At 71.5% G+C, this 19,201-nt stretch carries 10 protein-coding genes and 1 pseudogene; 4 read left to right on the top strand and 7 right to left on the bottom strand.

Going from position 1 to position 19,201, the window contains the following annotated elements:
- Positions 1-41: 41 nt before the first annotated feature.
- The 6 genes and pseudogenes from OHU34_RS41905 to OHU34_RS41880 form a co-directional block, all read right to left on the bottom strand.
- The gene (locus OHU34_RS41905; RefSeq protein WP_230195820.1) at positions 42-746 is read right to left on the bottom strand and encodes a VanZ family protein; all 705 of its coding nucleotides are present in this window, start codon (positions 744-746) and stop codon (positions 42-44) included.
- 243 nt (positions 747-989) lie between these two features.
- Positions 990-1,241: pseudogene (locus tag OHU34_RS41900) on the bottom strand (MFS transporter); the annotation flags it as partial.
- 59 nt (positions 1,242-1,300) lie between these two features.
- Complete coding sequence (locus OHU34_RS41895) at positions 1,301-4,546, bottom strand: family 78 glycoside hydrolase catalytic domain (protein WP_405771660.1); 3,246 nt, start codon at positions 4,544-4,546, stop codon at positions 1,301-1,303.
- A 56-nt stretch (positions 4,547-4,602) separates the two neighbouring features.
- Complete coding sequence (locus OHU34_RS41890) at positions 4,603-8,028, bottom strand: glycosylhydrolase-like jelly roll fold domain-containing protein (RefSeq protein WP_405771657.1); 3,426 nt, start codon at positions 8,026-8,028, stop codon at positions 4,603-4,605.
- A 105-nt stretch (positions 8,029-8,133) separates the two neighbouring features.
- Positions 8,134-10,707: a beta-L-arabinofuranosidase domain-containing protein gene (locus OHU34_RS41885; RefSeq protein ID WP_405771654.1), complete on the bottom strand. Its 2,574-nt coding sequence runs from the start codon at positions 10,705-10,707 to the stop codon at positions 8,134-8,136.
- Positions 10,708-11,137: 430 nt separating this feature from the next.
- Positions 11,138-11,914 (bottom strand): DUF4097 family beta strand repeat-containing protein, encoded by a 777-nt coding sequence (locus tag OHU34_RS41880; RefSeq protein ID WP_230195915.1) that lies wholly within the window; start codon positions 11,912-11,914, stop codon positions 11,138-11,140.
- 111 nt (positions 11,915-12,025) lie between these two features.
- Here OHU34_RS41880 and OHU34_RS41875 point away from each other — a divergent pair, with 111 nt between their 5' ends.
- Positions 12,026-12,403: a nuclear transport factor 2 family protein gene (locus OHU34_RS41875; RefSeq protein WP_405771652.1), complete on the top strand. Its 378-nt coding sequence runs from the start codon at positions 12,026-12,028 to the stop codon at positions 12,401-12,403.
- Positions 12,404-12,604: 201 nt separating this feature from the next.
- Here OHU34_RS41875 and OHU34_RS41870 read toward each other — a convergent pair whose 3' ends face one another.
- Positions 12,605-15,157: a discoidin domain-containing protein gene (locus OHU34_RS41870; RefSeq protein WP_405771650.1), complete on the bottom strand. Its 2,553-nt coding sequence runs from the start codon at positions 15,155-15,157 to the stop codon at positions 12,605-12,607.
- Between the two features lie 403 nt (positions 15,158-15,560).
- On the opposite strand from OHU34_RS41870, the gene OHU34_RS41865 reads away from it, so the two are divergent.
- The 3 genes from OHU34_RS41865 to OHU34_RS41855 all read left to right on the top strand — a co-directional run bounded on the left by OHU34_RS41865 (position 15,561) and on the right by OHU34_RS41855 (position 18,905).
- Positions 15,561-16,304 (top strand): VOC family protein, encoded by a 744-nt coding sequence (locus OHU34_RS41865; protein WP_142268300.1) that lies wholly within the window; start codon positions 15,561-15,563, stop codon positions 16,302-16,304.
- Between the two features lie 343 nt (positions 16,305-16,647).
- Positions 16,648-18,366 carry a PHP domain-containing protein gene (locus OHU34_RS41860; RefSeq protein ID WP_405771647.1) on the top strand — a complete coding sequence of 573 codons (1,719 nt, stop codon included), beginning with the start codon at positions 16,648-16,650 and terminating at the stop codon, positions 18,364-18,366.
- Entirely contained in the window at positions 18,348-18,905 is a 558-nt protein-coding gene (locus tag OHU34_RS41855) for a hypothetical protein (protein ID WP_405771644.1), read from the top strand. The genes OHU34_RS41860 and OHU34_RS41855 overlap by 19 nt, the downstream gene beginning before the upstream one ends.
- The last annotated feature ends 296 nt before the right edge of the window (positions 18,906-19,201 follow it).

Here is a 19,201-nt window from a genome sequence, read left to right as displayed (position 1 = left end):
CGCCGACGTATGCGGACACGTGTGTCCACCGGGCACGCGACTCAGCCGGCCGGTGCCGGCGCGGGGCGGGGCCGGTCCGACGGCGCTTCCGCCGTGGTGCGCCACCAGCGGCGCGAGGCCAGGCCGGCCAGCACTGCGCCGGTGGCGTTGACCAGTACGTCGTCCACGGAGGACACCCGGTCGAGCCGCAGGACGTACTGCGCGGTCTCGACCAGGGCCGAGCAGCCCGCCCCGAGGGCCAGGATCCGCGGCAGGGACGCCACCGCCGCGAACCGCATCGGGGCGAAGAACCCCAGCGACGCGAAGACCAGCAGGTTGCCGGCGATTCCGAGGGGCCCCATCGTGGCCAGGTCCCGCAGCGGTACCAGGCTCACCCGGGCGGGGGCGGTGTCGGCCTCGCCGCCCGGCATCATGGTCAGCCACAGGAACGGCACCGTCCCGTGGACCATGCCCACCTCCGCCAACGACGTCCGCCAAGCCCACGTGACGCCCGCGGCACGCCGACGGAGCGCCAGAGCCCAGACCACCAGCACGGCCAGCGGCAGCGCGACCAGCGTCATGAGCACCACGCCGTTGAAGGTGTCGAAGCAGCCGTGCCACCGCCCGGCTCTGCACATCGGAGCGGACATCATGAGCGGCCGCCGCACGACGAACAGGGCGCTCGCCAGGCCGAGGGCCGCCAGGCCGAGAAGCACGATCCGGCGCGTGCGGCGGGGCGATGCTGACAGGGAGGCGTTGTGATTCACGCCCCCCATTGGAGACGGACGCCCGTTGCGGCGGCGTATGCGGTTTTCGATACGCCCGCGATACGCGGAATCACCGACACCTTGCCGGCTCGCGCCCGTTCCTTGATGCGCCGCGTTGAGGAGCAGCGGTGTCAGGTGGTCCGGCCGCCGGTCGCGGGGAGCGTGTGACGGCCTCCAGGGTCAGAGCGCGGTCGTGGGGTTCCCGGGCGAGGGCGCGGTGGCCGAGCCTGATTGCCTGCGCCCTCAGCGCCGCCGAGGCTGCAGCACCCCGGCGAGGAGTACGACGAGCGCCCCGGCCAGGGGGACCACCAGCAGGCCCGCCCGTAGGTCGGCGCTGTCGGCGACCAGCCCGACCACGGGTGGCGAGAGCAGGAAGCCGAGACGCATGAGCCAGGAGACGAACCTCAGGCCCGAGCCGGGCTTCAGGCCGGGCAACGCGTCGGCTTCGTGCATCGCGGCGGGTACCAGGGTCGCGACACCGACACGGCCCACCGCGGCCGAGTGGGGCGCCTGGTCCCGGTGACTCGGCCGCGGTGGGCCTGGCGGGCCGAGGGCTACAGCGTCGAGCCGAAGCGCCAGTGCCCCGAACCGACCGCGTACACGACCTCGGTGGCCGTGACGCGCACCGGGCGCGCGCCTTCGGGGGCGGTGGCGTGGCCGTCACCGGTGGGAATGTGGATCTCCGCCGTGCTGCCGGCCGGCACCTCCACCGTCAGGCGGAAGCGGTCGTCCGTGCGGGCCCAGTCGGTGCGGGCGAGACCGTACGGGGTGCGGTACGAGCCGGACGCCGAGGTCAGGTCGCCCTCGACGGCCGGGTCGATGAGCAGTTCCGCGTAGCCCACCGATCCGGGCGTCTGCGCGATGCCGGCGATCCTGCTGGTGAACCAGGAGTCGATGGCTCCGAGCATGAAGTGGTTCTGCGACTGGCCGGGGCCGCCGTCCCAGGACTCGCCGAGCGTGGTGTTGCCGGCGGCCACCTGGTAGCCGTAGCTGGGGCTGGTGGTCCGGGTCGCGATGCGCTGGACGACGTCGTCGCGGCCGGCCTCGGAGAGGACCCGGAAGGCGGCGGGCAGGGAGATCTCCCCCAGCAGCAGGTGGAATCCCGCGGTCTCGACGGCTGCGGTGAAGTGGGCCAGCAGGCGGTCCTTCTGTCCTTCCGGGTAGGCGCCCATGTCGAGGGCGAGGGCCTCCGCCCCCTGGCCGCCGCCCGCGAAGGTGCCGGTCGCCGCGTCGTAGTACCTGGCCGCCAGGGCCCGGGCGGCGGCGTCGGCCTGCGTCCGGTAGTCCGCCGCCACCGCGTTGTCGCCGAGGACGGTGGAGATCCGGGCGAGGGCGTCCACGACACGCCAGTAGCCGTACGTCCCGGACACGGCGCGCGGGAAGGTGCGGTCCGGGGTGAACCAGTCGCCGAGGCCGTAGTCGAGGATGCCGTCGGCCACCTGGGTCCGGAGGAAGGCCGCGTACTGGCGCATGCGCGGGTAGTAGGTGCGCAGGGTGTCGGTGTCGCCGTACGTGGTGTAGAGCTGCCAGGGCACCAGGACGAAGGCGCCGCCCCAGTTGGAGTCGTTGCGGTACGCGCCCGGCAGACTCGTGTACTCGGGAACGGTGCTCGGGATCAGTCCCTCGGCGGTCTGCGCGTCCGCCATGTCCCGGACGATCTTGCGCAGGTGGGCCTGCATGTCGTAGTTGGCGGCCAGTGCGGGGAAGACCAGCTGGTCCTGTTCGAGCCAGCCCAGCTTCTCCCGGCTCGGGCAGTCGGTGAGGACGCTCATCATGTTGCCCTCGACGGCCCGGCGGATCAGGCCGTGGATGCCGTTGATCAGCGGGTCGGAGCTGGTGAAGGTGCCCGCCGAGGCGTTGTCGGTACGCAGCACCCTGCCGCGCACGGTGACCTTCGCCCCGTCGGGCAGGCCCCTCAACTCCAGGTAGCGGAAGCCGTGGTAGCTGAACCTCGGATGCCAGGTGGCACTGCGCGTGTCGCGGGTGGTGTAGCTGTCCCACAGGGGGCCGCCGACGTTGCTGATGGACTGGAAGGCGTGACCGTCCTTGAGGCTCTCGGCCGGGTGGACGCGGACCTCCGTGCCGGCGGGGGCGCTGACGGTGATCTCCGGCCAGCCGGCGATGTTGCGGCCCAGATCGAAGACACGGCTCCCCGCGGCTCCGGCGACCTCCTTGCCGTTGAGGGTCTGCACGACCCGGATCGGTTCGGTCTCACGGGCGCTGAGCGCGGCGGGCGCGTCCGTGGTGCCCGGGGCGGCGACGGTGACTGCCCGGTCCCAGGAGCGGTGGTCGCCCCGGGGCTCGTCCCAGTGCGGTAGCTCGCGGCGGGCGTCGTAGTCCTCGCCGCCGTACCAGTTGCTGGAAGTGGTGGGGCCGAGCGTGGTGCGCCAGTCGTCGCCGCTCGTCACGGTGCGGACGCTGCCGTCGGCGAGGGTGACCTCCAACTGCGCGACGAGCTTGGGATCGCTGATGTTGCCGTACAGCTTGCGGTAGCGGTCAGCGGTGCTGACGACGTTGGACATGCCGTTGCCCAGCGCCACGCCGAGGGTGTTGGCGCCCGCTCGCAGCCGGTCGGTGACGTCGTAGGTGGCGTACTGGACGCGCTCGCGGTAGTCGGTGTTGGCCGGCTCCAGCACGGCGTCGCCCACCGGCTCGCCGTTGAGGGTGGCGTCGTAGATGCCCAGGCCTGCGATGTACAGGCGGGCGTTGCGCACGCCGCGCGGCAGCGTGAAGTCGTCGGCGAGCAGCGGCAGTCCGGCCGGAAGGTACGGCTTCGGTGGCTGCTGGCCGGTGACCGCGGAGAGCCGGGTGTACGGTCCGGGCGCGGCGTCGGCCGTGGACAGGGCGTAGTCGACGGGGAAGTTCGGGACGCGGCCTTCGGCGGTGAGGACGTCCGCGCGCGGATAGAGCGCCACCTGGTCGAAGGTCTTGGCCGACTTGAGGTCGAGGGTGAGGGTGACGGGGGTGGCCGAGGTGTCGGCGGAGGTGTGGGCCGCGCTGGAGTAGCCGGCGGCGGTCTGCAGGGCGCTGTTGGGCAGGCCGTCCACGGCGAGGGCGGGCTCGTAGGTCTTGCGGATGGTGGTCGTCTCGGAGGCGGTGACCGCGGCGCCCTTGGCGAGCCCCGTCGTGGCGGTCCCCGAGTCCCGTACGTCGATCTCGCCGAGCTGGAGCCGCCAGGTGCGGGCGTCGACGCTCTCCTTGAGAGGCAGGCCGAGGCGGGTCACGTCGAGCCGGAGGTAACGGGCGGTGGTGCGGGGCAGTTCGACGACGACCGGCTCGATCTGCCGTTCGCCGAGCCGCCAGTCGGGATGGGTGATCCAGTCGGCGTTCCAGTCGGACTCCCGGGTCAGCCCGGTCTCGAAGACGGCGGGGTCGCTCCAGCCGGAGTCGCGGCCGGCCCCGGACCAGAGCATGACGCGCCAGTGGACGCGGGTGCGGGAGCCGAGCGCGTGGCCCGCGTAGGCCGTCTCCGGTACGGCGGAGGAGACCTTCCCGGAGTCCCACAGGTCGGCCCGGCCGGACCGCAGGCGCTCGGCCGAGGTGGCCGCCTGGATGCGGTAGGCGCTCTGCAGGACGCTCGCGGTGCGGGCCGTGGTCTGCCAGCTGAGCACCGGCGTGATGTCGTCGATGCCGAGCGCCTCGTCGAGGTACTGAGTGCGCAGGTGCCCCGGGGTGAGGGTGCCGGCGGTCGCGGCGGAGGCCGCGACGGTGCCCGAGACGGCGGTGACGAAGGCGGTCACCGCGGCGGGCAGCAGGAGGGCCAGGCGCCGCCGTCCGGCGCGGGATCTGGATCTGGGCATGAAGGTCCTTCGGGGTGTGGTCCTGCGGGGAGTGGTTCCTTCTGCTGGGGGGCGCGTCACACGCGGTCGAGGACGGCGGTCACGCGGCGCCGGAAGCGCAGGCTCACCGGGCCGAGCAGCCCGGAGGGCAGTGGCTTGTTGCGTTCGTTCGAGAGGGTGTTGGAGACGCGTACGGCGAGGCGGTTGTCTCCGGGGACGAGCAGGCCGGTGACGTCCGTGACGAACGGCGCCCACAGCAGCGGGTCGAGTTCCCGGCCGTTGACCGTCACCCCGGCCACGTCCCGCACGTCGCCGAGGTCGAGCAGCACGCGCCGGCCGTCGAGGACGGCCCGGTCCACGTCGATCCGCGTGGTGTAGGTGCCGCTGCCGGAGAACAGCGGGGCGGTGGCGGTCCAGCTGCCGAGTGGGCCGGTGACCGGGGTGTCGCCGTCGCGATCCAGGGTGAGCGTCCAGTCACCGGTGAGAGGGACGGGGGTGAGCGGGTCGTCGACGCGGACCGTGGCCCGGTAGGTGCGGCCGGAGTCGGTACCGGTGAGCCGATGGATGCCGGGCTCCGACACCTCGACCGTGGCCCGTAGTTCGCGGCCGTGCCGCTCGACGGAGAGGACGTCCGCGGAGGCTTCCGTGAGGTGGGGCGGGGTCGTGGCGTTGCGGCGCACGACGACGATCCGGGTCTCGTACGCCTGGAAGGTCAGCGGTATGTGCAGGCCGCGCCTGCTCGTCCGGTGGACGGGCGCCGGTGTGGTCCCACCGGTCGCCGGGTCCCACAGCTCCGGGACGCCCTCGGCGGCCAGGACCGCGGTGGTCGCGACGGCCGTGGCGCTCTCGTTGTTGAAGAGGAAGGCGGTGTCGTCTCCCCGGGTGACGCGCAGGGCACGGATCGCCTCCCGGGCGGGTTCCAGGACGGCGACCGCCGCGCCGGCGTCCTGCGCGGCCGCGCCCAGGGCGGTCACGTCGGCGACGCGCACCGCGTGTCCCCCTCCGAGGGTGCGGCTGCCGGGGACACCGTCGCCGAACAGGTCGTCGAGGGCGCGGGTCAGGGAGCGGTCGTTGCCGTCGGCCTCGTCGACGGGCAGCGTGCCCACGGCGACGACGGTGCCCCCGGCCCGGACGAAGTCGGTCAGGGCGCGGACGGTGACCGTGTCCAGGGTCGGGACGACCGGCAGCACGACGAGGTCGTAGCGGGCGTCTCCGACGGCGAGGCGGCCGGACCGCACGCGGGCGTGGGCCAGCAGGTCCGGGTCGTCGGTGAGGGCGCCCTCGTGCAGGAGGTCGAAGTCGACCTGGGCGCGCTCCAGCGCGTAGGCGGCGTCGGCGAGGGCGCCGTCGATCGCGCCCTGCCGGTCGGTGCCGGACCACTGTTCGGCGGCCCGCTGCGGCTGGAGGATCGCCGTACGGGCGGCGGACCTGCCGCGGCCGGCCTCCATGACCCGGCCGATCCACTCGGCGAGCGGTCGCATGGACCACCACCAGGGTGCGCGGGGGCCGAAGGGCGGCGGGAAGTAGACGACCGCCTCGTCGGTCCACAGCGCGTGCAGGACGGTGAGGTTGACCCCGCGGGCGGCCTGCGCCCCGACGGTCGCGTGCACGAAGCCGGGCGTGACCTGCCAGCCCATGTTGCCGAACATCTCCATCAGGGCGCGTTCCCGGCCCATCTGGTGGGCGACCGAGACGGGGTTGCGCGGCAGCATGGTCTGCTGCCCGGCCACGTACTCGGCGGTGATGATGTCGCCGCCGGGGACCTGGGCCCACTGGTTGACCTTGTGCAGGTCGCCGGTGGTGGGGATGCGCTTGGTGGGGGCGGCCTCGTCGTAGAGCGGGTTGGTGATCAGAGCGACGTCCCGCTCCTCGCACCAGCGGGCCTGGGCGCGGAAGTACTGGGCGAACCGGTTGGAGACGGCCTGCCAGTAGCGGCCGCGCGCGATCCGGCCGGTGCGGCCGAGGTCGTCGAAGGCGGCGGCGTAGGCGACGCCGGGCTCGACGTCCACCGCGCGCAGCGCCTTGTCGAGCGTCGGCGACCAGGGCAGCCGCTTGAAGTGGGCCTCGGCGGAGGCGAAGAACGGCTCGTCGTCCCAGAAGCCGGGGACGACGGTGCCGAAGTACCGGCGGAAGCGGCGGTGGTACTCGCCGGGGACGATGTCGAGGAAGAGCCGTACGGGCTCGTCGTCGAGCAGGTCCACGTAACTGCGGCTGTAGCCCTGGGTGTCGTCGATCAGCGGCACGCCGCCGAACAGGTCGATCTGCCAACGCCCCTCGGGGACCTGCCAGCTGCCGTCCTTCCCGAGCCGTGCCGTCAGGTCGACCACTTCGGACCCGTCGGTGGAGCCGGCCGGGCGGGCCGCGGCGGCGACGGCCGTGACGCCGAGGGACTCCCGCTCGGGGAAGTCGGCCGCGGCGGCCGCGCCGTCGAACGTCGTCGAGTACAGCGTGGTGCCGTCGTCCGCGGTGACGGCGAGGCTGTCCCACAGGCCGCGTTCGTCACCGACCGCACGCACGCCGACGCTCCCCGAGGGGTGGTGCTCGTCGGTCACGGAGCCCTTGTCGCGGCCGTCGAGGGTGACCGAGACGGTGGCACCGCGGACGGTGACGGCGAGGGTGTGGTACTTGGTCTTGTTGAAGCCGTCGGTCCGGGTGCTGCGCAGCAGTTGCACGGGGTCGGCGTCCCGGGTCAGTCGCTGCACGGTGACGACACCGGTCTGGTCGAAGGCGACCGCGTAGCCGTCCAGCGCGTCGGCGGAGGCCCGTACGACGAGCCCGGCGGCGGTGTGGTCCGCCTTGGCGCTCGCGGTGACGGTCAGGTCGCTCCACCGCTCCCCGCCGCGCAGCACGGTGGCCCCGCCGAGGACCGCTGCGTCGGCGACCAGGTGTCCGGCCTCTACGCCCACGCCGGTGCTGCGCCGCAGGTCGGCGCGGGCCGGGCCCTGGACCACCGTGGTGGAACGCCACAGGGCCTTGAGCCGGAGGTCCGGGCGGGGCCGGTAGGTGCGGGAGCCGACCGTGCCGCCCTTGACGATGTACTCGCCGGCCCGGCCGCTCGGGAAGTGGTCGTCGTTGAAAAGCCACACGCGCATTCCGGTGCGTTCCGCGGTGCGCAGCACGTGCTCGACGATGTCGAACCAGTCCTCGGTGAAGAAGACGGGTCGCATGGCATCGTTGTCGAAGGAGAAGAGGATCACCTCGTACATGCCCTTGTCCCGCAGGTCGGCCAGCTGCCGGTCGACGAGTTCCGCGGTGACGGGGCCGTTCCAGTACCAGTAGACGGTGGGGCGGCTGTCCTTGGGCGGGTCGGTGAAGCGCCGGGTGGTGAAGGCGGCGGGGGCGGTGCCGGGGGCCGTGTCCCGGGGCGCGGCGGAGGCGGCCGGTACGGCGAGGCCGAGACCGGGCAGGCCCGTGGCGACGGCGGTGCCGATGCTCGCGGCCGCGACGAATCCACGTCTGGACAGCGGGACTTCGGGGGTCTGGCCGGGGGTGATGTCGGACATGCGGGAGCTCCTGCGAAGTGCGGCGCGCGGCCGTGAGGGGCCGGAAGAGGAAGGTGTGGGTGCTGCGGGTGCTGCGGGTTCTGCGGGTGCGAAGCGGTGAGGTGCTCAGCCGGTCGCCAGCCGCGCCACTTCGGACGCGGTGAGGGCCCGGTTGTGCACCCGCAGATCGCGCACGGCACCGTGCAGGTACGGGTGGGTGCTGTTCTGTGAGCGCCCGAGAAAGCTGCGGGTCGTCCTGCCGAGCAGCAGCGGGCTCGCGGCCATGGCCGGGTTGCGGCCCGCCTCGGCGCCGTCCAGGTAGAGCACTGCGGTGCCGCCGCCCAGGGTGAGCGCGAGGTGCGCCCAACGGCCCAGGGGCAGGGGGCCGGTGGCGTCGACGAAGTCCTCCCGCTCCATGCCGGCGATCTTCAGCGCGGCCCGGGCGCGCCCCGCACCGGTGGTGGCCGCCAGGAAGAGATAGGTGTCCTTGTGATAGCCGAAGTCGAAGACGCGGGCCGAGGCGGCGAGGGTGTCGACCCGGACCCGGACGCTGATCGTCACCTCGTCCAGTCCGCTCAGCAGGCCCGCGGGCAGGACGACATGACCACCGCTGCCGTTGAGGGACACGGCCGGCCCGGTGCCGTCGTCCTCCCAGATGGCGCCCGGGGACGGCGTCGCGCCGGAAAAGCTGCCGGTGCGGTCGGCGGCGGTGCCCGTCCCCTCGTCGAACGGATAGTGGGCGACGTCCCGGGCGCGGCCCCGGCGCGGGGTCACCGCCCAGTAGACGTTGTAGCGCTGGTGGTGCACCTCGTGGAACGGCCGCAGTGCCACGGTCCGGTCGTCCGTGATCGCGATGAACCGGGTGGAGGTGCCGGTGACGGGGCGCAGCGACTGCGGGCGGATCGTCGGGACCGTGGCGAGTTCGGTGTCGCCGTACTCGCCCGCCAGCACCAGAGGGCCGTACGACAGCGAGGTCACCTGAGGGTTGTCGGGTGCCGGGGTCCACACGACCCGGCGCGGAAGGGTCAGTTCGACCGTGTCCCCGGCGCGCCAGGAGCGTTCCACCGTGGCGTACGAACCGGGGTGGACCCGCGTGGTGAACGGGTGTCCGTTGACCTTCAGCGCGGCGGCGTGTCCGGTGTCTGCCACCCAGGCGGGGATCCGGATCCGCAGCGCGAAGCGCCCCCGCCCCGCGGTGACGGTGAGCAGTGTCTGCCCCTCCGACGGGTACCGCGTCTGCTGACGGATCGTCACTCCACCCTGCCGCCAGCGGACTTCGGAGGGAATGAACAGATTGACGTAGAGCGACGGCGACCGGTGGTCACGGGAGCGGAAGTAGACCGAGTCGGCGAACTTGGTGTGGGTCTCCAGGCCGGTGCCGTGGTCGCAGGAGAAGTTGTCGTAGTCGCCGCTGTAACTGCCCGGGGCCGAGCCGAGTCCACCCTTGGGTTCGCGCCGGGAGCCGGCCCACAGACCGGTGTAGTACGTGACGAACCCGTGCGCCGAGTCGGGGTCCTGCTCCGCCAGCATCTGGTTGTAGAGGGTCCACTCGTAGTGGTCCATGTACTCCGCGCGGTCGGGGCGGTGCAGGAACAGATGTCGCCCCAGTTTCAGCATGTTGTAGCTGTTGCAGTTCTCGCAGGTGACCTCGGAGAGCCTGCTGACGATCTCGTCGGGCGGCCCGAAGAGTTCCTGGTTGGAGTTGCCGCCGATGGCGTACGAGTGGTGGCGTACGACGGTCGTCCAGAAGGTGTCCGCGATGTCCAGGTAGCGGGACTCCCCCGTGGCCTCGTAGGACGGCACCGTTCCGACGATCTTGGCGATCTCGGTGTTGGCGTGGCGGCCCGCGAGCTCGTCACGGCCGGCGGCGAGCGGGGCGTACAGTTCCTCGTGGTCGAACCGCCGGGCGATGCGCAGGTGGGCAGGGTCACCCGTCACCTGGTACAACCGCGTCAGCACGTCGTTCATACCGCCGAACTCGACCTTCAGCAGGTTCTGCATCCGCTCGTAGGACAGCGGCGCGGTGCGGGCCTCGGCCCACGCGGCCATCCCCCGCAGCACCTCCAGGGCTTCGCGGTTGCCGCTCAGCCGGTACTGGTCGAGCAGACCCGCCATGATCTTGTGCAGGGTGTAGTAGGGCGCCCAGGGCTTCCCGCCCGCCTCCAGCCGGTCGAAGACCGACTCGGGGAACGCCGAGAGGTAGCCGGGCGTGAAGCCGGCGGACGGGGCCGCCCACTGGCACTCGGCGAGCGCGGCGACGAGAGCCCTGCCCTTGTCAGCGTACGCGGAGTCACCGGTGGCGGAGTGCGCCTGGGCCAGGCCGCTGAGCAGATGGCCCGTGGTGTGGCCACGGAGCTGGACGTCGGGAGCCTCCCAGCCGCCGCAGGGCTCGGCCGTGGAGGGCAGGCCGACGGTCCTGCGGAAGGTGTGCAGGAGCCGGTCGGCGTCCACGAAGAGCAGGTAGGCGCAGGTGCGACGCATGTTGGCGAGGAAGGGGCTCTCCAGGAGCCGGACCTCGGACAGGTCGAAAGCGGCGAGGGCGGGGTCGGCACCGACCCCGCCCGCGGTTTCGACCGGGCGGGGTGCCGCATCGGCGGCGCGGGCCGCCGTGGTGGGGCCAACCGCCGTGACGGCCACCGCGGTCGTGGCGGTGAGCATCTGACGGCGGGACGGGCCGGCGGTGTCGCGTGGTGCGGGCAACGTGCGGGACTCCCTTCAGCAGGACGCGGAAGCACGAGACAGACAGCCGCGACTCCGCACCGACGGGCGAAGCGCTGCGCTGCGCTGAATTGAATCGTTCTACTGTGCAGGCGCAGACGCTAAGCTCGACCCTGGCAAGCGTCAAGACTTCTCACAGGGATTGCTCGAGGACGCACGTGGGGAGATTCTCAACTCCCAGTTCAAAGCCATGATGTGACGTACAGCGGAAGGTCTCCCCTTCACGCCGCATCACGGGTCCAGCTTGAGTCAGCGTATTGAAACGTTCAATTGGACTGGATCGCGAGCGGATTGAGGAGCGGCATGCGGGACGTGCCCGCGTCGGGCTCACGCGCCCTCGCGGGGCGCGCCACGACATCGGCGTTTGCGTCTGCGTCTGCGTCTGTGAGGGGATCGGCGGAGGCCGCCGGACTCAGTCTCGGCGCACGCCGACGTCACCGTTGACCGTCGTCAGGGTCATCGCCGGACCCTGGCGGTCGTCGCTCGTGGGCACGCCCACCGTGGCCCGGCCGTTGTCCGTACCGGCCGTGACCAGATAGGCGGGGGCGTCGTGCGGAACGGTGACGGCGACCGAGCCGTTGGTGGTGGCGGCGGTGACACCCGACGGCGCGGTGGCGCACGCGAGGATCACGTCACCGTTGGTGGTCGCCGCGTGCAGCCGGCCCGCGTCGAGTGCCGTCGCGCGCACCGAGCCGTTGCGGGTGGCCAGCCGTACCGGTGCGTCGTCCTTCCCGGAACGCGTCACCGTCACATCGCCGTTGACGGTCGTGACGTCGAGCGCCGCGGCGAGTCCCGCCACGTCGACGCCCGCGTTACGGGCACTGACCGTGACACTCACGCCGTCCGGGACCTTCACGTAGGGCGTTCGGGGACACGCTTCCTCGCCCCGCTCCCGCTCTCCCTCCCGGTCCGTGCAGGACAGGTCCAGGGTCCAGGTGTCGTCGTCGTGCGACCATTCGCCGTCTGCGCGATCGTCGACGGTGATACGACGGCCGTCGGCGGGGCGCAGCACCAGCCCGTTCTCGGTGGTGATGACGAGGTGGGTCCCGGATCCCGCGAGGGCGGGCGGTCCCGCCGCGGCCGGTCCACCGGCTCCCTCGTGTTCCTGGTCACCGCATGACACGGCGAAGGGGAGGACCGTCAGTACAACGGTCCCAAGCAGCACGCGCCTTGCCGGCTTCGCCTTCATGCCCGTTCGGGTGCCCCGAGTCGCCGCGGTCATGACCGCGGCACACCGCCCGCCTCGCATGTGCGACCTGTAGGGTCGGCGCACATGGCAGCAGAGTCACCGACACGGACTGTGCAACGTTTGTTCCCGCTGCTGGCGAAGGGGAGGAGTGCGGAGGCGGCGGCGCTGTTCGCCGACTCGGTGTCGTTCTCCATCCCGCATCCGCCGGGCATCCCCTGGGTGCCGGAGGTCGACTCGGCGCAGGGCATGCGGACGTTCTTCGAGCTGCTTCAGACGCATGTGCAGGCCAAGGAGTTCGACCTCCGCCAGATCATCGCCGAGGGCGACGAAGTGGTGCTCGTCGGACGCATGGTCTCCGAGGTCAGGAGGACGGGCCGGGACATCGACACCGCCTTCGCCCTGCACGCCACGGTCCGGGACGGGCTGATCACCCGCTACCACCTCTACGAGGACACCTACGCCGTCGCCAAGGCCTACTTCGACGACTGATCGCCCCCCGGGAGCTCGCTCAGCTTGCTTCGAGAGCCTCCCACCCACCTCGAACGTCTCCTGACGGCGGTCACCCCAGCGCCGGAACCGTCACGCGTTGCTGCGAGCCGACCGCGGCGCCCCGTCAGCCCGCTGCCGGGGCCCCTGACTCATGGCCCCGGCAGCGGGTTCAACGGTGCGACGCGCCGTACCTCCCGTGGATCAGGGGAACGAGGTCACCTTCGACGGCACGGTGTCCGTCCCCGAGGTCGGGGCGCCGGTGTCGTTGATGACATGGGCGTACTGGCCCTTGCCTCCCAGGGAGATCACCTGGAGGTTGTGCATCTTGACGCCCGTCTTGACCGGGACCTGGAAGCCGTGTCGCTGCACGATCGAGGGATCGGAGGTGTAGTTGCAGTAGCTGCCCAGACCCCAGGCCTCGTGCACGGCCACCGTGTCGGCGACCTTGTAGGCCGCCCATCCGACGATGCCGTCGTGCGTGATGGCGGCGGCGTTGGGGGCGTCGTAGGCCTTCTCGTTCTGGAAGAAGATCGTGCGCCCTCTCTCGCCGTTCCATACGACGTCGTACTTGTTGAAGTGCTCCACGAACAGGCCGGTGGCCAGGACGTCGTCGCCGTTGACCCGTAGTCCGTAGTCGGCACGGTTGGTTTCCCAGCCGACGCCTTCGCCGTGGTCGGCACGCCAGATCCAGGTGTGGTCGATGACGACGTCGTCGCTGTTGACCACGACGGAGTCGGTCGCCAGGCCGGGGCCCGCGCCGCCGATGCGGATGAAGACGTCCTGCATGGTGGTCGGGTTGGCGGAGTGGTCCGCGGCGGCTCCGGCCGGGCCGATCTGCAGCAGGGTGTCGGACCGGGTGGCGCCGGCGTCGATGAGGAATCCGGCCAGCCGGACGCCGTCGACGTCCGCGACGTGCAGGGCGTCGACACCCCCGTCGGGCACGATCGTCGCCAGGCCCAGCCCGAGCACCACGGTGTCGGCGCGGGTGACGTTGATCGTCTGGTCGAGGTGGTAGACGCCGGGTGTGAACAGCAGGTTCAGGCCTTGGGCCAGTGCGGTGTTGATGGTGGCGGCCGTCGCGCCGGGTTTGACGACGTAGAACTGGCCGAGCGGGAGCGAGGTGCCGGCGTTCGCGGGCCAGGACACGCCGCGTGCGTTGGTGCGCTTGGCGGGGACGAAGACCTTGTAGTCGTTGCCGTCGAGGTACAGGAACGGCTTCTCGCGGGAGATCGGGGTGGTGTCCAGCGTGGTGTAGGGGCCGGTGTCGAAGTTGGTCGCCGGGGCGCCCTGGACGCCGGTGAACGTCATGTTCCACACGCCGTTGGTCCAGCCGCCCACGGAGCTGTCCCGGGTGTACCACTGCTGCTGGGAGTAGGGGCCGACCGTGCCGTCGATCTTGGAGTCGGCGATGTAGCCGCCGGAGGCCCATCCGTAGCCGTTGGGGGCGAGGTTGAGGCCGCCCTTGACGTGGATGCGGCGGAACGGCGCGGCCTGGGCGACGGCCCAGCGGTCCGTGCCGTTCGACGGTGTGATCGCCAGGTTCTCCGCCGAACGCCAGAAGTTCTGCGTGGCGTTGCCGTTGAACCAGCCCGCGTCCACGGTGATGTCGCCGTTGATCTGGGTGTCGTCGGGGTTCAGCCCGAGGCCTGAGATGGAGGTGTAGAAGCCGAGTTGGGCGTTGATGCCGTTGTAGGTTCCCGGCTTGAGCAGGAACTGGTAGCGGCCGGAGCCGAACTGGGCGGTCTCCTGCTGGGCGAACACCTGGTCGAACCTCTGCTGGAGGTTGGGTGTGGAGGGGTCGACGACGATCACGTTCGGGCCGAGGTCGCCGCCGCCCTGGACCGGGCCCCCGGTGCCGCCGGACGTGGTGCGGACGGCGAACTCCCAGAGCGAGTAGCCGTAGACCGTCCCGCGGACCGTTCCGAGAACGCGGACGTGGCGGCCCGTTCCGCTGACGTCGTAGGAGGCACGACCGCCGGTCGCGCCGGTGACGGTCTTGAGGGTGTTCCAGTTCTGGCCGTCGGCGGAGGTCTGGATCTGGAAGTCCTTGCCGTACGCGGCTTCCCAGTTCAGGTCGATCCCGCAGATGTCCTGGGACGAGCCCAGGTCGACGCTCAGCCACTGCGGGTCCGAGGCCTGGCTGGACCAGCGGGTGGAGTCGTTGCCGTCGAACGCGGCGGACGCGGGGGTGCCGGCGTTCTCCGTCGAGGACGCCGAAGCGGTCTTGCCCTGCGCCGAGTTGACCGTGGAGCAGTCACCGGGCTGAGGCGTTCCACCGGTGGCGCCGAACACCTGGAACTCCCAGACGGAGTAGCCCCATTGTGTCGCCCGGTGGACGCCCTGCAGACGTACGTACTGGCCTTGGCCGGAGACCGCGAGCGTGTCGGTGCCGCCGTCTCCGCCGGTGACCGTGCGCAGGTCGGTCCAGGTGCTGCCGTCGGACGAGGACTGGATCTTGTAGTCCTTGCCGTAGGCCGCCTCCCAGTTGACGACGACCTGGCTGATCGTGGCGCCGGTTCCGAGGTCGACCTGCAGCCACTGGTCGTCGGTGGCCGCCGAGGACCATCGGGTGCCGGTGTCGCCGTCGACCGCGTAGGGCGCGGGCGTGCCCGCGTTCTCGTTCGAGGATGCCGTTGCCGTTCTGCCCTGGGACAGGTTGGCGTCGGCGGCCACAGCCACTGGTGGCTGGATGGTGGGCAGGGTGATCAGCGCTGCCGTGGCGGCGAGCGCGACACCCAGGGATCTGAGTCTCATGAAGGTCCCTGCGGGTGCGTCGGGAAAAGGACACGAGAGCGCGGCAGCAGCCGCGGCGGTACGCCAAGGTCACTGCTGCGACGCTTAGTTCACGTCTTGATTTAACTGATGAGTTCTCAGTCTCGGCAAGCCTTCGAAAGTTGAAATCTTTCCGGACCTTCTTTCGCCGCATCCCTTGACATGTTGACGACATGCCCGCGTGGCGGGACTGTCGGATCGCGGATCGGCCTCCGGGCGACGGCCCGCCTGCCCGTCCGGGTCGAGGTGTTGGTGGCGGGGTCGGCCCGTGGGCGAGGGCGGTCGCCGATCGCGCCAGCGTGGCAGCAGCAGTGGCAGTGGCAGCAGGGGATGGCGACCGTGCCTGCGCAGGTCGTTCGCGGCTCGGGCGCATAGGATCGCGGACATGGCGCTGCGACCTGTTCAGGTGAACATCAAGGCTGTTGACGGCTCGGCGGTCGGCCGGTTCTGGGCGGAGGCGCTCGGCTGGAGCGCCTACAGCCCTGGACTCACCACCTACGTCGGACCCGCCGACGGTCTCGTCTGGCCGGACCCGGTCGCCCTCGGCATCGACGTCGTTCCCGTCCCGGAACCCAAGACGACGACGAAGAACCGTGTGCACCTCGATCTCGCCACCACCTCCCCGGCCCATCAGGCGGAGTTGGTCGCGCGCCTGAAGGAACTCGGTGCGACGCCCGTCCACGTGGGCCAGGGCGACGTGCCGTGGACGGTCCTCGCCGACCCGGAGGGCAACGAGTTCTGCGTGCTGGAGCCCCGGGAGATCTACCGGGACACCGGGCCGATCGCCACCGTGGTGGTCGACTGCGTAGATCCGCGGGCCATGGCCCGGTTCTGGGGCGAGGCGACGGACTGGACCGTGCACGACGTGACCGACGATCATGCGTCGTTGCGCTCCGCCAGCGGTGCCGGCGGCCCGTATCTCGAATTTCTCCGCACTCCCGACGTGAAGACCGTGCCGGACCGCGTCCATCTCGACCTGCTGCCGTACCCCGGTGACGACAAAGCGGCGGAGGTGGACCGGCTGCGGGCCCTCGGAGCCACCGACCTCGACCTCGGCCAGGGCGATGTCCCGTGGACGTGCCTGACCGACCCGGAGGGCCACGAGTTCTGCGTCCTCGCCCCGTCCTGACGCGGAGCCTTGATGCCTTGACGACACCCCGCCGTCGGCCACACCCACCGTCAGCCGTGCCGGAACCACGTGTCGCGGGCTGGGCTGGAAGCCGGTTCCCGGCGGGGCGCACGTACTGGAGTCGCCGCTGCGGCTCGCGCCCGCGCCGGTCTCGTCCTTCGACCAACCGATTCCTGACCCGGCTTTTCGATCACTGCGGGACTGGCCTCAGCCGCCGTGTCCGGGTCGGCCGCCGCTCACCCTGTGGTCGTTCACCGTTCATACTTTGCCCTCATCCTCCTCACGCGGCACACGCGCGCCGCGCAAGGCCGCCGCAGAAGGCAGCGGCAATCGGGAGGGCAGCATGGGACACGCGCACGGCCATCACCACCACGGCCACGAGCACCACCACGACCACGAGGCCGCCCCCGCGCTGCCCGCCGCCTTCGATGCCTCCGTGCCCGACCAGGCACTCAGCCCCGAACAGCGGTCCCGCCGTTCGCTGCTGCGCCGCGCCGGACTGCTCGGCGCCGGGCTGGCCGCCGGAAGCGTGCTCGGCCAGACGACGGGAGCGACTCCGGCCGCCGCCACACCGGCAGCCTCCGCCGGCGGCGGCCGACGCTCCACGGGCTTCCTCTGGCTGGCCGGCGACCACCACATCCACACCCAGTACAGCAGCGACGGCAAGTACCGCGTCGTCGACCAGGTCCGGCAGGGCGCCAGGCACGGTATGGACTGGCTGGTCATCACCGACCACGGCAGCACCACGCACGCCAGGATCGGCGTGGAGAAGGTCAACCCGGACATCAAGGAGGCCCGGACCGCGCACGAGGACACTCTCGTCTTCCAGGGCCTGGAGTGGAACATCCCGGGCGCGGAACACGGCACCGTCTTCGTCCACCCTGGACAGAACGAGGTCTCGGTCCTGAAGCAGTTCGAAACCGACTACGACGGCAGCGTCAAGAACGCCTCCGACTCGACACCCGCCAACGAGGCCCTCGCCGTCGCCGGTCTGGCTTTCCTCGGCGAGCAGGTCCGACGCCGGAAGGTCAAGGACGCGCTGATGCTCGCCAACCACCCGGCGCGGCGCGGTGTCGACTCCCCGCACGAGATCCGCGCCTGGCGCGACGCGACGCCCACGAGCCACCAGATCGCCGTCGGCTTCGAGGGCGCCCCCGGCCACCAGGCCGCGGGCCTGCCGGCCCCGCTCGGCCCGGCCCGCGCTCGGGGTATCTACGACAACAGCCCGAGCGCCAACTCCTTTGCCGGGTACCCCTTGGAGAGCTACCGGACCTGGGGTGGCTTCGACTGGATGACGGCCACCGTCGGCGGCCTGTGGGACAGCCTGATCGCCGAGGGCAAGCCCTGGTGGATCACCGCCAACTCCGACTCCCACCAGGTCTACGCCGACACCGCCGTGCGCGGCCCCGGCGGCGACTTCGACGCCGACGGCCGCTACCAGGACCCGGTCTACGGCGGCCGGATCGACATCTCCCAGGGCGACTACTGGCCCGGCCAGTACAGCCGTACCCACGTCGGCTCGGACGGCTTCTCCTACGCCGCCGTCATGGACGGCATCCGCGCCGGGCGCATCTGGGTCGACCACGGACAGCTGCTCAGCGGGCTCGACGTGCGGGTCGCCGGCGGCAGCCGCTGGGCCACCCTCGGCGGCGCCCTGCACGTGAAGAAGGGCACGAAGGTGACGCTGACGGTCGACGTGGCGCTCGCCGGGGGCGCCAACTGGGCGGGTTTCGAACCCAAGTTGGCACGTGTGGACGTCATCCAGGGCGATGTCACGGGACCGGTTTCCGACAAGGACACGTTCACCGCGCCGACCGCGAAGGTCGTCCGCACCTACGAGGTGAACAAGGCGAGCGGGACGGTACGGCTCACCTACGACCTGGGACGCGTGGACCGACCGGTGTACGTCCGGCTGCGCGGCTCGGACGGCAACCGCAGCGCCGTCGGCGCCATGGGTGCGGCCGTCGACCCGGCCGGCCCGGCGATCGATGTCGTCGGCGACGCCGACCCGTGGGCCGACCTGTGGTTCTACACCAACCCGGTGTGGGTACTGCCGTCGTGACACCGCCCGTCCGCACGCCGTACGGCTTCACCCCGTACGTCCTCACGGTGGACGCCGGTCTGCGCGATCTGCGCGCCGCCGACCACCTGCTCCGCACGTTCGCGGCCGAACTCCCCCTCACCGTAGGGGGGTTCGGCTGCACCCACCTCGTGCGGGGCGAGCGGCCGCGCGTCGTCGTCTCCCTCGCGCCGGAGTCGGGCGAGGAACCGGACGACGTGCGCGCGCGTCTGGTGGCCATGGGGTACGAGGCGACCGAGGGCGCCCCGGACGCCGTGGGCCGCGCGGTGCTGTACCGCGGAGTGGACGTGCTGCGCGGCACGCTGTCGGTCGAGGAGGTGCTGTCCGTGTCCGCGATCGACCGCGTCGCGGTACTGGGGACGACTGGTCAACCCGACCCTGCCACGCGGCTGGTGACGCACAGTCATGTGCGTCCGCTGTGGCAGAGCGGTGAACTGGTGCTCACCGCGATGCCCGCAGCGGGCGGCGCCCTGGTCCCGTTCGAGGTTCCCGACCCGACGCCCTGCTGCGCGGACCACTGAGTTTTCGGCGCCGCCCGCGGCGCGCCGGCACGGCCGGTACAGGGCGTCCAGCCCACCGCCGACGACCGTGCGCGGCGCCGGGCCCGTGGTACCGGACCGTTCCGCAGGCGTGCCTACGGCAGACGCGCTCTCTCTCCGCAGCGGCCGGCCCAAGAGCGGCCGGCCCGGACACCACCCCCCGGCCCGACCTCGGCCCGACCTCGGCCCAGGCCCCGCCTGCGCCTCCGCCAGGCTTGCCGCACATCCCATAAACGGCTACGGTGTAACCAAAATGAATCGGCTACAACGTATCCGAT

The organism is Streptomyces sp. NBC_00080 (assembly GCF_045041255.1).
Classification (GTDB): Bacteria; Actinomycetota; Actinomycetes; order Streptomycetales; family Streptomycetaceae; genus Streptomyces; species Streptomyces coriariae.
The sequence above is the reverse complement of the archived record's forward strand: the minus strand, read 5'-3'. Positions and strand labels throughout refer to the sequence as shown.